We start from the raw sequence: 14,115 nt of genomic DNA, 5'->3' as shown, positions 1-14,115 counted from the left end.
ACATGCCTCAGCGTCGATCCCACGTGGCCGCGTCCGCAGCGCAGACCGAACTGGCATCCGCCCTCGCCGCGCTCCGCGGGCAGATCGATGCTCCGGTCGGCTTCCCGCCCGAGGTGCTCGCCGAGGCGGATGCATCCACGACGCCGGAGCCCGATCTCGACCTGCGCGAGGTCCCCTTCGCCACCCTCGACCCCGCGGGCTCGCGCGACCTCGACCAGGCGTTCCACCTGGAGAGGGCCGGCTCCGGGTTCACCGTGCGCTACGCGATCGCCGACGTCCCCGGCTTCGTCGCACCCGGGGGCGCGGTGGATGCCGAGGCTCGTCGTCGCGGCCAGACGCTGTACGCCGCCGACGGCAGGATCCCTCTGCATCCGCCGGTGCTCAGCGAGGACCGTGCATCCCTCCTCCCCGACGTCGACCGCCCGGCCCTCGTCTGGACGTTCTCCCTCGACGAGGCCGGCGCCGTCGCCGGGTTCCGGCTCGAGCGCGCCCTGATCCGCTCGCGTGCACAGCTCGACTACGTCACCGTCCAGCAGGCGATCGACCGCGGCGAGCGCGGCTTCGCAGACCTCCTCCCCGAGATCGGCCGGCTCCGTCTCGAACAGGAGCGGCTGCGCGGAGGGGGGAGTCTGAACCTGCCCGATGAAGAGGTCGTGCAGGACTCCTCGGGTGCGTACGCGATCGAACGCCGGCATCCGCTCCCCGTCGAGGACTGGAACGCCCAGCTCTCGCTGATGACGGGCATGGCCGCCGCGTCCCTGATGCTCGACGCCGGCGTCGGCATCCTGCGGACCATGCCCCAGCCCGATGACGCCGCCTTCGACGCGTTCCGTCGGCAGACCGAGGCGCTCGGGCGGCCGTGGACGACGGGTCGCTACGGCGACTATCTGCGCGGGCTCGACCGTACGGATCCGGCCGCGGTGTCGGTGCTGCAGGCGGCGGCGTCGCTGTTCCGCGGGGCGGGGTACGTCGCCTTCGACGGCACGGTTCCGGACGACGCCGAGCAGGCGGCGATCGCCGCTCCGTACGCGCACGTGACCGCTCCGCTGCGCCGGCTGGTCGACCGCTGGGGCCTCACGATCTGCCTGGCCGCCTCCGAGGGGCGCGAGGCGCCAGAGTGGGCGCGATCGGGCCTGGCGGGATTGCCGGCGCTGATGCGGGCGTCCGCGCAGCGGGCCGCGGATCTGGCCGGGCGGACGCTCGACCTGGTCGAGGCCGCGCTGCTCGCGCCGCACGTGGGGTCGGTGTTCGGTGCCGTGATCGTGCGACGGAACGGCGAGCGCGGCACGGTGCAGCTCGCGGAGCCGGCCGTGACGGCGTCCGCTCCCCTGCCACCGGACGCCCCCGCCGGGTCGACGGTGCGGCTGCGGCTGGTGCGGGCGGACGTGCCGAAAGGGCGGGTGGAGTTCGCGCTGGTCGGTTGACTCGCGGCAGCTTCGTTATCATCTCGTGACCTTCTGACCTCCCGATGGGGTCGAATCCTTCTTCGAATGTCGGTGCCCACGAGGATGATCGAGGTATGAGCTACCTCGACGCCTTCGCCGACAGGATCGCCGCGCTGCGCGATCTCCTCTGTGACGTCGAGGACGCGCAGGGGCTGCCCGCGGCGATCGATGCGCTGAGCGACGACGCGGTCGTGACGGCCATGGCCCTGGGATCGGAGCTGGCGAAGGCAGCGAACCAGGTCTGCTCCGTCGGCGCGGCGGTGATCGCCCGGCGATCGGCGAGGGATGCCGGACACGACGGCCTCGCGCAGAGTCGCGGCCATCGCAGTCCGGTATCACTGGTGCAGGAGCTGACCGGCGCGAGCCGGGCGGATGCCGCCAAGCAGGTGCGCGTGGGAGAGGCGCTGCTGGATGCCGGGACAGGGCTGGATGAGGGCGCGGGTCCTGGTGGCGTCGGGCGTGAGGGCGCTCCGCCTCCCGCGCCATGGCACGCCTGTCTGTCGCGCGCCGTGTTCGCCGGGCGCCTCACGGCCGCCCAGCACGACGCGATCCGGCGCGGGCTCGGCGACCCGCCATCGGGACAGGACCCGGCGGCGGCCGGCGCGTTCACCGAAGCGTGGGCGCTCGCCGCCGAACAGCTGGTCGAGGAAGCCGCGGAGCGGACCCTGGAGGAGCTGATCCGCACGGCGCGCACCGTACGCGAAACGCTCGACCCCGAGGGCGCACGAGCACGGTTCGCGGCCCGGTTCGAGGGTCGTTCCTTCCGTACCTACACCGACGCCGACGGCGTGCACCACGGACACCTCACCTTCGAGGACGAGGGCTTCGCATGGGTGCGCGCGATCGTCGACGCCGCCCTGCGCCCGCGTCGCGGCGGACCCCGGTTCGTGGGCTCCGCGGAGCGGGAGAGAGCCGAACGGCTCGCCGACGATCCGCGCACGAACGACCAGCTGGCCTACGACCTCGTCGTCGACGTCCTGCGGGCCGGCGCCCTCGCCGAGGCGGAGGACGTGTTCGGCACTCGGCAGGCCAGCATCCGCGTCGTGCGGATCGCCGAGAACACCGCCGCGCCGCGGCTGGAGGACGACGGCTCCGCGCTGCCGGACTGGCTGGTCGCCACGCGCACGTGCGACACCGGGACGGTCGAGGTCACCGTGGACGCGGGCGGCAACCCGCTCGACGTGGGGCGCGAGCACCAGCTGTTCACGCCACGCCAGCGCGTCGCCCTTGCGATCCGCGACGGCGGATGCCGGTGGCGCGGCTGCGACCGTCCGGCCTCCTACTGCGAAGCCCATCACATCGACGAGTGGGCGGCCGACCGCGGTCGGACCGACATCGACCGGGGCATCCTGCTCTGCCGGTACCACTACATGACCCTGCACCACGGCGGCTGGCGGATCACCCGCGAGAGCAAGGGCGACTTCGTCCTGCATCCGCCCGGCGGGGCCGATCCGATCGTCCTGAAACCGCGGCTTGCGACGCGCTACCTCTGGGGCGCCGACCCGCCGCCCCGACGATTCCTGCCGGCGGCGTGAGCCCACGCGCGCCGGAGCGCGACCGCGTCGTCCTGGAGGACGGATGCCGGAAGAAGCACGGGGCCGTCGGAGATGTCGACGTTACGCAACGGGTCGTCCGCGGCATGCTGCGGAAGCAGGTGACAGCGCAGGTGCGGCATCCGATGCCCCATGACGAGGTAGTCGATCCGCCGCGGCTCGAACACCTCCGCGATCGCCCGCCCCGCCGTCTGGACGTCGGCCCAGAACGAGCCGAGCTGTTCCGGATCGAGATCGGCCAGGTCCGTCACATGCTCACGGAGGATCACGAGGCAGTACCCGCGGTGCGCCTGATTGCGCGCGATCCGCACGAAGCTCGTCGCCGTCTCGACGACCAGGACACTGTGCTCGTTCACGTCGAGGTGCGCGTCCGTGCACATGCCGCAGGTGCCGGCATCGGTCAACGCCGCCCACTCATCAGCCGTCCACCACATCCCGTCACGGTAAGCGGGCGCGACGGATGATCGCCTGAGACACCGCACGATTCTGGGTGCCATCGGACGGCCGGACATCTCCGCGAACTGCGGCATCTGGCATGCCAACAAGGCGCTTCGAGGCCACTATGCGATGCAATATCCGCTTCTGGCATGCCAAATCTGCTTCCTTTCACACGACCGTAACACCGCCGAAACCCCCGGACGCTCCCCCGTGGATAACGTCGCTCGCAAGCGCATCCGGCGCCAGATGCGTGGACGTCGCTCCCCTCGAGTGCGACACCCCGATGCCACCCGCACCGGGCCCGTTCCACATGAAGGCAAGGACATGACTCAACAGACCACACTGGTTCGATCAACGATCAGCGAACAGATCGAACGCGCATACTCATCCATGAAGGTCACCCGCGCCCATCTCGGCGTCGTGGTGATGGTCCTGCTCGGAGCGTTCTTCGACTCCATCGAGCAGAACGCCGTCGGCGTCGCCGGCCCCGCGCTGCGGGAGAGCTGGGGACTCGGAGCCACACAGATCGGCCTGCTCAACACCGTCACCTTCACCGCGATCGCCCTGGGGCGGCTCACAGCCGGCTTCACCTCCGACCGCTGGGGAAGAAGACGCCTGCTCACCGTGAACCTGCTCGTGTTCAGCGTCGGCTCGCTGCTGTGCGCCGTCGCTCCGAACTACGAGATCCTCCTGCTGGCACGCTTCATCGTCGGCATCGGCATCGGCGGAGAGATCGCCACGGCGATCACGATGATGTCCGAGTTCTTCGCCGCGAAGCACCGCGGCGTCGCCACCGGGCTGGTGAACGTCGCGGCGGCCGGGCTGGGCAACATGCTGGCGCCCCTGTTCGGGATCATCGTCTTCGCGGTGTTCTCCGGAGGTGAGCAGTGGCGCTACCTGTTCGCCGTGCTGCTGCTGCCGGCGCTGATGGTGGTCGTCTACCGTCGCGCACTCCCGGAGTCGCCACGCTACCTCGCCGCGACGGGGCACGTCGATGAGGCGAACACCGTGCTGAACCGGCTCGCCCAGGGCAAGCTCCGCGGCGAACTGGGCCCGCAGACGCAGTATCTCGACGAGACGAACGCCGAACCAGTGGCGGAGCCTCCGAGGCTGGCATGGACGCACGTCTTCCGCGGGCGTCACCTGCGCACCACGCTTCCGCTGTGCGTCGCGGTCACGATGACCTACGGCGCCCAGATCTCGATGGCCACCCTCATCCCGCTCATCCTCACCGAGCGCGGGTTCGAGATCACCACGGCGCTCTGGTACACCCTCATCATGCAGTCCGGAAGCTTCCTTGGTTCGCTGTTCGCAGCCTTCGTCTCCCGGCGTCTGCCTCGACGCGCGGCACTGACCGGCGCGGCCGCCCTCGGTCTGATCGCCGCCCTCGGCTTCGGCTTCGCGGCATCCACCGTCCCCCTCGTGCTGCTGTTCGGCGCACTGTTCAACTTCGCCGTGATCACCGCCAACACGACGATCTTCCTGTTCGCGCCGGAACTGTACCCGACCAAGATCCGCGGACTGGGAACAGCGGTCGTGCTCGCCACCGGCTCCCTGGCCGGAGGCCTCATGCCGTTGCTGGCCGGATCGGTACTGGAGCTGGGCGGGGTGTCGGCGATGTTCGCCCTGCTCGCGCTATTCTTCGTCGTATGTGCGATCGTCGTGCGGATCCCTCGCGAGACGATCGGCCGTCCCCTGGAAGACACGTTCTAGACCGTGCCTGACCGTCCACACATCCTGATCGTCAATCCGAACACGACGGTGGCGACCACCTCCGCGATGACGGCCCTGGCCGCCGCCGCGCTGGACGGCACGAACCTCATCGCCAGAGGAACGACGGTGGATGCCGGCCCGTCCGTCATCACCACACCGGAGGAGCTGTCGGCGAGCATCCCGCACGTGGTCGACCGCGTCGGCCGCTCGGTCACCGCGGCGACCCGCGCGATCATCGTCGCGGCGATCGGCGACCCGGGAGTGGACGAGCTGCGAGCGCTGTCGCCTCTTCCGGTCATCGGGCTCGGCGAGGCCTCGGTACGCGAAGCGGTGTCACTCGAACGGCCCTTCGGGATGGCCACATCGACACCGGCGCTCGCACCCGGGCTGCTGGCGCTCGTGTCACGGTACGCGCCGACCGGCACCTTCACAGGCGTACGCGTGACCGGCTCCTCGGCGCAGGAGCTCGCCGGCGACGAGGAGCTGGAACGCCGTGAGCTGCACCGGACGGTCGGGCTGTGCGTGCAGGACGGTGCCGAGGCGGTGATCATCGGCGGCGGCCCGCTGAGCCGGAGCGCCGCCCGGCTCAGCGGGCCGGCGATGCCGCAGATCATCCAGCCGGTGCCGAGCGCTGTGTCCCGGGTGCTCGCGCTGATCGGCCTGACGGCCGTCGGCGCCCCCTGACGGCGCTGCTGGAGAGCATGCTAGCGGCTGCCGGATCAGTCCGGCAGCCGCTGCAGCGTGCGCTGCCGACCCTGCTCCACATGCGTGAAGGCGCACGCCTCGGCCAGCCGCGCATTGCCAGAGACGATCGCGCCGACCAGGGCCCGATGCTCATCGTGCCGAACATCCGGATCGCTGGCGATGGTCATTGCGCTGAGCCGGTCGCTGCGGTCCTGCAGCGGGCCGAACGTCTTGTCGAGCAGCCGGTGGTCGGCCAGCGCGGCGATCTCCTGGTGCAGCCTCGCGTTGCAGCGGTCCAGTTCCTCGCCGTCGTGACGCTGCAGGGCATCCTCGGATGCCGCGAGCGCCTGCTCCAGCGCCCCCGGGTCCGCGCCCGAGGCGACCCGCAGAGCGGCCGTCCGGGCCGCCACGGCTTCCAGCGCGGCGCGCAGGTCGTACAGCTCCTCGACATCCGCGCGGGTCACCTCGGTGACCACGGCGGTCCGGCGGGGCAGCAGCCTCAGGAAACCGGTCACCTCCAGGCGATTGATCGCCGCCCTGATCGGGATGCGGGACACACCCAGCTCTTCGGCGATCTCGCGCTCGGTGAGGCGGTCGCCTGGCCGGTACCGGCCGGAGATGATGTCGTGGCGAAGACGCTCGTAGACGCTCTCCGAGAGGATCGCCGGGGAGTCCTCATCAACTCGTGATCTGGCCACCATCCTCCGAGCGTATCGGCTTCCGTCGAGCCGGCGTCGCAGGAGCGGATCGAGCCGCCACGGAGACCCGCAGCTGGAGTTCTTCCCATTCCCGAGATCGCGCCGGCTGAACCCGGTCAGGACGCGGGATGCACCGTGGTCGTCATGACGAGCAGCTGCGGATCGCTCAAATCCAGTGCCACCGTGATCGAGGAGAACTCCCCGAGCGACGTCGCATGCGTCCCGCCGCACAGGAACGAGACCGTACCCTCAGGCAGATCGCACTCCCACCGGCGCCGATCGACGATCGTCGGGCCCTCCGTCACGATGCGGCTCGCAGCATCCGTCGCCACCCACGCGGCGAGCGTGGCATTCACCGCCGCCTCGCGCGCGCTGAGGGTCGCCGCGAACGTCTCGGTGTCGAACCCGGCCTTGCGCAGACTCTTGCCGAGCCGGTACTCGTCGACGGCGCCGTCCTCGTGGATGCGGCTCGACTGATTGGCGCGCCCCTCGAAGTCGGGGTTGCCGAGCGGGTCGGACGCGATCTCCTTGCGCCACAGGTTGGCGAGCGCCGCATCGAGGGCGAGCGAGGCGAGGTGGCACGCCGTGTGACCACGGCTGAGAGCGGCGCGGGCGCGCTCGTCGACGGACAGGCGGACGGATGCCCCCGGCACGAGCCACGCGGGAGCGTCGCCGTCGAGACGATGGCCGACGAGCCAGGTCCACCCCTCGGCTCCGCGTTTGACCGGGATATCCGCTCCGACCGCGAACGCGCCTTCATCGGAGACGGCGGCCATGACCGCTTCGGAGACCCGCACCTGCGCTCCGTCCACGGCGATGGCACCGGCATCCCCTGGCTGATCGGGCCAGGTGTGGTCGACGGGATGGAACGGGGTTCGGTCCACCACGACGACGATCCCGTCGCCGTGCGGCTCGATGCGCTGGACGACGCCGTCGCCGGAGGCCGCTCCATCGGCGAACGTCACGATCGTGGGCGAGGACATGGAACTCCCTGGGAACGAGATGGATGAGCGAGGACGTGGCCGATCGCCGGTGAGTCACCGCAGAAGCCGTTCTGGCAGGCTACGCGGTCGCACGCCCTCACGAGAGGAGGATCCTTCCCAGGGTGCGTCGATCAGACGTAACCCGCTGCGCACCAGGCTCGGTCATCCGCGCGCGCCCGCGTCGCTCACGCAGTGACCACCTGCGCGGTGCCCAGCGGCGCATCCGGCCCCATCTCGGCGGCGATCCGGTTCGCCTCCTCGATGAGTGTCGCGACGATGTCGGCCTCCGGCACCGTCTTGATGATCTCGCCCTTGACGAAGATCTGCCCCTTGCCGTTGCCCGACGCCACGCCGAGGTCGGCCTCACGCGCCTCACCTGGACCGTTCACGACGCAGCCCATGACCGCGACGCGCAGCGGCACCGTCATGTCCTTGAGCCCTTCGGTGACGTCCTCGGCGAGCGTGTAGACGTCGACCTGCGCCCGCCCGCAGGACGGGCACGAGACGATCTCGAGAGTGCGCTCACGGAGGTTCAGCGACTGCAGGATCTGGTGGCCCACCTTGACCTCCTCGGCGGGAGGCGCCGACAGCGAGACGCGGATCGTGTCGCCGATGCCCTCTCCCAGCAGGATCCCGAAGGCGGTGGCGCTCTTGATCGTGCCCTGGAAGGCGGGCCCGGCCTCGGTGACGCCGAGGTGCAGCGGCCAGTCGCCCCGCTCGGCGAGCTGACGGTACGCCTTCACCATGACGATGGGGTCGTTGTGCTTGACCGAGATCTTGAAGTCGTGGAAGTCGTGCTCCTCGAACAGCGAAGCCTCCCAGACGGCGCTCTCCACAAGCGCCTCGGGCGTCGCCTTGCCGTGCTTCTCGAGCAGGCGCCGATCGAGCGACCCCGCGTTCACGCCGATGCGCAGCGACACCCCTGCGGCCTTCGCCGCAGCGGCGATCGCGCCGACCTGGTCGTCGAACTTGCGGATGTTGCCCGGGTTCACCCGAACCGCGGCGCAGCCGGCGTCGATCGCCTGGAAGACGTACTTCGGCTGGAAGTGGATGTCGGCGATCACCGGGATCTGGCTCTTCTTCGCGATGATGTGCAGCACATCGGCGTCGTCCTGCGAGGGGACCGCGACGCGGACGATCTCGCAACCGGAGGCGGTGAGCTCGGCGATCTGCTGGAGCGTGCCGTTGATGTCGGTCGTCTTCGTCGTCGTCATCGACTGCACGCTGACGGGCGCGTTGCCGCCGACGAGCACCTTGCCCACCTTGATCTGACGAGACTTGCGACGGGGAGAGAGGACTTCCGGGATCTTCGGCATCCCAAGGTTCACTGCTGGCACCTCTCCAGCGTACTCGGGCGTCACACGTCCAAGCCGAGAACCAGCGGTGTGATAGTTTTCACCTCATGCTCGCGAACCGCTCCTGGTGGCCCGCCTCCTAGGCGGTGTGTTCGCGTTCCCACGAATCCAGACCGCCTTCCGGGGCGGTTTTTTCGTCTGAGCCGCGCCTCTTCCCTCGCACAGGAGACAACGATGACCCTCTCTCGCCTCGCCGAGCTCAGCGCAGACCCGGCGGCCTCGTTCGTGCTGATCGCGCGCGACGGCGCCGACACCGTCGAGCTGCTCACCGGAGAGGTCGCCGACGTCGATCTGCTCGCCGACATCCCGCTCACCGTCGACGGCGCCCCCCGCGAAGTGTTCTCCCTCGTGCCGTACCGTCAGGTGCGCGAGCGCGGGTTCGTCGCGCAGGACGACGGCGCGCCGCTGCGCTGCATCGTCGTCGACGAGCACCTGCACCTGCCGGCATCCGCTGTGCTGGCCGCGCTCCCCGACGATGCCGTGCCGCTGAAGGACGCCGGCTTCGACATCGCCGACGAGGAGTACGCGGCCATCGTCGAGCGTGTGATCGCCGACGAGATCGGCCGCGGCGAGGGCGCGAACTTCGTCATCCGCCGAGACTTCACCGCGCAGATCGAGGTCGACGACCGTACAGCGGCACTCACCTGGTTCCGCGCCCTGCTCACCCACGAGCGGGGTGCGTACTGGACGTTCGCCATCGTCACCCCTGGCATCATGGCCGTCGGAGCAAGCCCCGAGGCGCACGTCGTCGCCCGGGATGGCATCGTCACCATGAACCCGATCTCCGGCACGTTCCGCCACCCCGCTGGGGGCGCGACGAAGGAGACGCTCGTCGAGTTCCTCTCCTCCACGAAGGAGACCGAAGAGCTCTTCATGGTCGTCGACGAGGAGCTGAAGATGATGAGCGCGGTCTGCTCCGACGGCGGCCGCATCACCGGCCCTCATCTCAAGGAGATGTCCCGTCTCACTCACACGGAGTACATGCTTCGTGGGCGCAGCCGCCTGGATCCGCGTGACATCCTGCGCGAGACGATGTTCGCCCCGACCGTCACCGGCTCCCCCATGCAGAACGCGTGCGCCGTCATCCGCCGGCACGAGACGAAGCCCCGCGGATACTACTCCGGCGTCGCCGCGCTGTTCACCCCCAACGACGAGGGCGGCCACGACCTCGACGCCCCGATCCTCATCCGCACCGCGTACCTCGCGGACGGCGCGCTGAGCGTGCCGGTCGGCGCCACGCTCGTGCGCCACTCCGACCCCTACGGCGAGGTCAGCGAGACGCATGGCAAGGCCGCGGGGGTGCTCGGCGCCATCGGCGCCATCGAGCGCGACCACGCCGTCGATGAGACGGCTGACCCCGACGCCCCCGCTGAGCCGCGCTCGCTCGCCGACGACGAGACGGTCGCAGCCCTCCTCGCCTCGCGCAACGCCCGGCTCGCCGAGTTCTGGCTGAACCCGCAGGGCGAGGAGCCCGCAGGTCCCTTCCGCGGGCGCTCGGCGCTCGTCGTCGACGCCGAGGACCGCTTCACGACCATGCTCGCCCACCAGTTGCGCCACCTCGGCCTCGACGTGTCGATCTCGCCCTGGAGCGCGGTGACGGATGCTGCGATCGACGCCGTCGACCTCGTCGTCGCAGGCCCCGGCCCCGGCGACCCGCGCGACGGCACCAGCGAGCGCATCACCCGGATGCGCGAGGTCGTGACGCGCCGACGGCAGGCGGGCGCGCCGCTGCTGGCCGTATGCCTGAGCCACCAGATCCTCGCCGACGGGCTCGGCATCGCGCTCGCGCCGCTGGATGCTCCGCACCAGGGACTGCAGAAAGCCGTCCCGGTGTTCGGGGAGGACGCCTCGATCGGCTTCTACAACACCTTCACCGCGCGCGTCGAACCCGGGACCACCCGCGTCGGCGAGGCCGAGGTGTCAGCGGATGCCGCCACCGGCGACGTGTACGCGCTCCGCGGCGAGCGCTTCGCCTCGGTACAGGGGCATCTGGAGTCGATCCTGTCGCGCGACGGCATCCGCACGCTCGAGCGCCTCGTCGCGCACGCGCTCGGCTGAGGGCGGTCCCTGAGCGAGCGCCAGCGAGACGACGGGCGGTCCCTGAGCGAGCGCCAGCGAGACGAAGGGTCAGCCGCCGAGGAGCTTCACCGGGTTGAACACGTCGGCGACGAGCAGCAGCGCCCCCATCCCGATCAGCAGCACCGCCACGACCACGGTGACGGGCACGAGTCTGGTCGCATCCGTCGGTGCGGGCTCCGGCTTCCCGCGCAGCCTCGCCCAGGCCCGCCTGAGCCCATCCCACAGGGCGACGACGATGTGACCGCCGTCGAGGGGCAGCAGCGGGATCAGGTTGAAGACGAACAGCGCGAGGTTCAAGGAGCCCAGCAGCCCGAGCAGCACCGAGAAGCGGTTGAGGACCGGCGCGTCGGTGGCGGCGACCTCGCCGGCGAGTCGGCCGACGCCGACCACGCTGAGCGGCCCGTCGGGATCGCGCTCGCCGCCCGTGACGAGCGACACGCCGATGTCCCAGAGCTTCACCGGCAACGTGACGATGAGCGAGCTGACGCGGCCGACGCCGTCGGCCGTCGCCTCGAGCCCCGCGGTGAGCGGCTGCGGCACGAATCCCATCTGCGCGCCCATCCCGACGTAGCCGACCGTCTTCACCATCGGCTGCCCTTCGTCGTCGAGGATCGGCTGCCCCGCGGCATCCGTCAGCGTCCGCTCCGCCGCGATCGGCGTGATCGTCAACGACATGTCCGCACCGTCGCGGCGGACCAGCACCTCGAGCGGCTCGCCCGGGGACGCCTGCACGATCGCGGATGCCGCGGCGAAATCGGCGACGGCCTCGCCGTCGATCGAGACGAGCACATCGCCGGGCTGCAGACCAGCCTCGGCGGCAGGCGATGCGGGATCGTCCGACGAGCAGGCGGTCGCCGTCGAGCCCGCCGGGAGCACGCACTCGCTCACCGAGGCGATGGTGGTCGTGCCCTGCTGCAGGCCGATCCCGGAGAGGAGCACGGTGAAGATCACCGCCGCGAGCAGAAGGTTCATCAGCGGACCGCCGAGCATGATGATGACGCGCTTGAACACGGGGAGCCGGTAGAAGACGCGATCCTCCTCGCCGTCGGCGATGGTCTCGTCGTTGGCTGAGCGGGCGTCCTGCACGAGCGCGCGGAACATGCCCTTCGCCGGACCGGTGCTCGTGGATGCCGGATACATCCCGGACATCGAGATGAACCCGCCCAGCGGCAGCAGCTTGAAGCCGTACTCCGTCTCGCCGATCCGCTTCGACCACACACGGGGACCGAAGCCGATCATGTACTGGCCGACGCGTACGCCGAAGAGCTTCGCGGGCAGCAGATGGCCGATCTCGTGCAGACCGATCGAGAGACCGAGGCCGACCAGCATGAAGAGGATGCCGCCGACGTAGAGCAGTGTTTCCACACGCCAACGGTAGCGGCCGCAGCCTTGGAATCCGCCCACACGTGAGAACGGCACCGGACGTGAGAGCATGGACGGGACATGTCGATCGAACAACGCCCGAGCCTGCCTCCCGTGCTCCGCCCCGCGAACCCGCCCCGGCGCGAGCTGTCCGAACTCGCCACCCGATTCGCCCGCGAGGTCCGCGGCGATCTGACCGGAATCGCGCTGACGGGGATCACCCTCGCCACCGCCGATCTCCGCGCGGGTGAGGCCTTCGTCGCGATCCAGGGCGTCAACCGCCACGGCGCCGACTTCGCCGCGACCGCCGCGGAGAAGGGCGCGGTCGCGATCATCACCGATGCGGCCGGCGCCGAGATCGCCGAGCCCGCCGGGCTGCCGATCATCGTCGTCGACGATCCGCGCGGCGTCCTCGGCGCACTCAGCGCCTGGGTCTACGGCACCGGCGCCGACGACGACCTCCCGCTCCTGTTCGCCACCACGGGCACGAACGGGAAGACCAGCGTCTCGCATCTGCTCGAGGGCGTCCTCGACCAGATCGGCGTCGTCACCGGGCTCTCCTCCACCGCCGAGCGGCACATCGCCGGCGAGGTCATCGTCTCGCGGCTGACCACGCCCGAGGCCTCTGAGATGCACGCGCTGCTCGCCCTCATGCGCGAGCGCGACGTCGAGGCCGTCGCCGTCGAGGTCAGCGCGCAGGCCCTCTCACGACACCGCGTGGACGGCATCCTCTTCGACGTCGCCGGCTTCACCAACCTCAGCCACGACCACCTCGACGACTACGCCGACATGGAGGAGTACTTCGAGGCGAAGCTGCCGCTGTTCCGTCCCGACAGGGCGCGCCGCGGAGTCGTGTGCCTCGACTCGCCGTCCGGCGCGACCGTCGTCGAGCGCGCGGAGATACCTGTGGTGACCGTCGGAACTCCGTCGATCGCGGCCGACGCCGAGGCCGCATCCCGGGCCGACTGGGTCGTCGCTATCGACGACGAGCGTGCAGCCGGGACGACCTTCACCATGACGGGTCCCGCCGGATCCCTCACCACGACCGTGCCCGTGATCGGGCCGCACATGGCGGCCAACGCAGCTCTCGCGATCGTCATGCTGCTCGAGGGCGGGTATGCGTGGGACCGCATCACCGCGGCGCTCGAGCGCGATGGAGGCATCCGGGCGTATCTCCCCGGCCGCACCCAGCTCGTCTCCGGGGAGGCGGGACCTGCGGTCTTCGTCGACTTCGGCCACTCCCCCGACGCATTCGAGAAGACCCTCGCCGCGGTGCGTCGAGTCACCCCCGGCCGCGTGCTGATGCTCTTCGGGGCCGACGGCGATCGCGACGCCAGCAAGCGTTACGACATGGCGCGCACGGCCGTCGAGGGCAGCGACATCCTCGTGATCACCGACCATCATCCGCGGTTCGAGGATCCCGACGCGATCAGGGCGACCCTCGTCGAGGGGGCGCGGCGCGCCCGGCCGGATGCCGAGATCCACGAGTTCTCGCCGCCCGAGCGGGCGATCGAGGCGGCGGTGTCTCTCGTCGGAGAGGGCGATGCGATCCTCTGGGCAGGACCGGGACACCAGGACTACCGCGACATCCGCGGGGTGCGCACGCCGTACTCGGCCCGCGAGCTCGCCCGCCGCGCGCTCAAGGCGGCGGGATGGCCCGTGCCCGACTCCCGCTGGCCCGTCCCCTACCTCACCGAGGACTGACCCCCTCCCCCTCCCCTCCCTCCTCCGCCGACGCCCCACCTGCGCGTCGACGCCCCACTTCGCTGACGTCTCCCCGGTGGGGCGTCGCGGGCCAGGTGGGG

The 14,115-nt window shown here is 70.5% G+C and carries 11 protein-coding genes; 6 read left to right on the top strand and 5 right to left on the bottom strand.

What is annotated here, in order from left to right; genetic code table 11:
- Positions 1 to 2: 2 nt before the first annotated feature.
- Positions 3 to 1,424 carry an RNB domain-containing ribonuclease gene (locus QM568_RS12860; protein WP_415139460.1) on the top strand — a complete coding sequence of 474 codons (1,422 nt, stop codon included), beginning with the start codon at positions 3 to 5 and terminating at the stop codon, positions 1,422 to 1,424.
- A 95-nt stretch (positions 1,425 to 1,519) separates the two neighbouring features.
- Positions 1,520 to 2,980 (top strand): HNH endonuclease, encoded by a 1,461-nt coding sequence (locus tag QM568_RS12855; protein ID WP_415139458.1) that lies wholly within the window; start codon positions 1,520 to 1,522, stop codon positions 2,978 to 2,980.
- Here the strand turns inward: QM568_RS12855 and QM568_RS12850 are convergent.
- A complete protein-coding gene (locus tag QM568_RS12850; RefSeq protein WP_415139456.1) occupies positions 2,929 to 3,432 on the bottom strand; it encodes an HIT family protein in 504 nt (167 codons plus the stop codon). The two genes, QM568_RS12855 and QM568_RS12850, sit on opposite strands and share 52 nt — an antisense overlap.
- Positions 3,433 to 3,826: 394 nt before the next feature.
- Between QM568_RS12850 and QM568_RS12845 the strand changes: the two genes are divergently transcribed.
- Positions 3,827 to 5,149 carry an MFS transporter gene (locus QM568_RS12845; protein ID WP_415139454.1) on the top strand — a complete coding sequence of 441 codons (1,323 nt, stop codon included), beginning with the start codon at positions 3,827 to 3,829 and terminating at the stop codon, positions 5,147 to 5,149.
- A 3-nt stretch (positions 5,150 to 5,152) separates the two neighbouring features.
- Positions 5,153 to 5,833, top strand: a complete 681-nt coding sequence (locus QM568_RS12840) for an aspartate/glutamate racemase family protein (RefSeq protein WP_415139452.1) — start codon at positions 5,153 to 5,155, stop codon at positions 5,831 to 5,833.
- 35 nt (positions 5,834 to 5,868) lie between these two features.
- Here QM568_RS12840 and QM568_RS12835 read toward each other — a convergent pair whose 3' ends face one another.
- The 3 genes from QM568_RS12835 to ispG all read right to left on the bottom strand — a co-directional run bounded on the left by QM568_RS12835 (position 5,869) and on the right by ispG (position 8,851).
- The gene (locus tag QM568_RS12835) at positions 5,869 to 6,534 is read right to left on the bottom strand and encodes a GntR family transcriptional regulator (protein WP_415139450.1); all 666 of its coding nucleotides are present in this window, start codon (positions 6,532 to 6,534) and stop codon (positions 5,869 to 5,871) included.
- A gap of 113 nt (positions 6,535 to 6,647) precedes the next feature.
- Positions 6,648 to 7,514, bottom strand: coding sequence for a hypothetical protein (locus QM568_RS12830; protein WP_415139448.1), 867 nt, complete (start codon positions 7,512 to 7,514; stop codon positions 6,648 to 6,650).
- Between the two features lie 185 nt (positions 7,515 to 7,699).
- Complete coding sequence (ispG, locus tag QM568_RS12825; RefSeq protein ID WP_415139446.1) at positions 7,700 to 8,851, bottom strand: flavodoxin-dependent (E)-4-hydroxy-3-methylbut-2-enyl-diphosphate synthase; 1,152 nt, start codon at positions 8,849 to 8,851, stop codon at positions 7,700 to 7,702.
- Between the two features lie 192 nt (positions 8,852 to 9,043).
- Between ispG and QM568_RS12820 the strand changes: the two genes are divergently transcribed.
- The gene (locus tag QM568_RS12820) at positions 9,044 to 10,927 is read left to right on the top strand and encodes a chorismate-binding protein (protein WP_415139444.1); all 1,884 of its coding nucleotides are present in this window, start codon (positions 9,044 to 9,046) and stop codon (positions 10,925 to 10,927) included.
- Between the two features lie 69 nt (positions 10,928 to 10,996).
- Here the strand turns inward: QM568_RS12820 and QM568_RS12815 are convergent, their stop codons facing one another.
- Positions 10,997 to 12,313, bottom strand: a complete 1,317-nt coding sequence (locus QM568_RS12815) for a M50 family metallopeptidase (protein ID WP_415139442.1) — start codon at positions 12,311 to 12,313, stop codon at positions 10,997 to 10,999.
- A 78-nt stretch (positions 12,314 to 12,391) separates the two neighbouring features.
- Between QM568_RS12815 and QM568_RS12810 the strand changes: the two genes are divergently transcribed.
- A complete protein-coding gene (locus QM568_RS12810; protein WP_415139440.1) occupies positions 12,392 to 14,014 on the top strand; it encodes a Mur ligase family protein in 1,623 nt (540 codons plus the stop codon).
- Positions 14,015 to 14,115 lie beyond the last annotated feature (101 nt).

It is taken from the genome of Microbacterium sp. (assembly GCF_047607465.1).
GTDB lineage: Bacteria > Actinomycetota > Actinomycetes > Actinomycetales > Microbacteriaceae > Microbacterium.
Note: the sequence above shows the minus strand (reverse complement) of the source record. Positions and strands in the feature narration are given on the sequence as shown.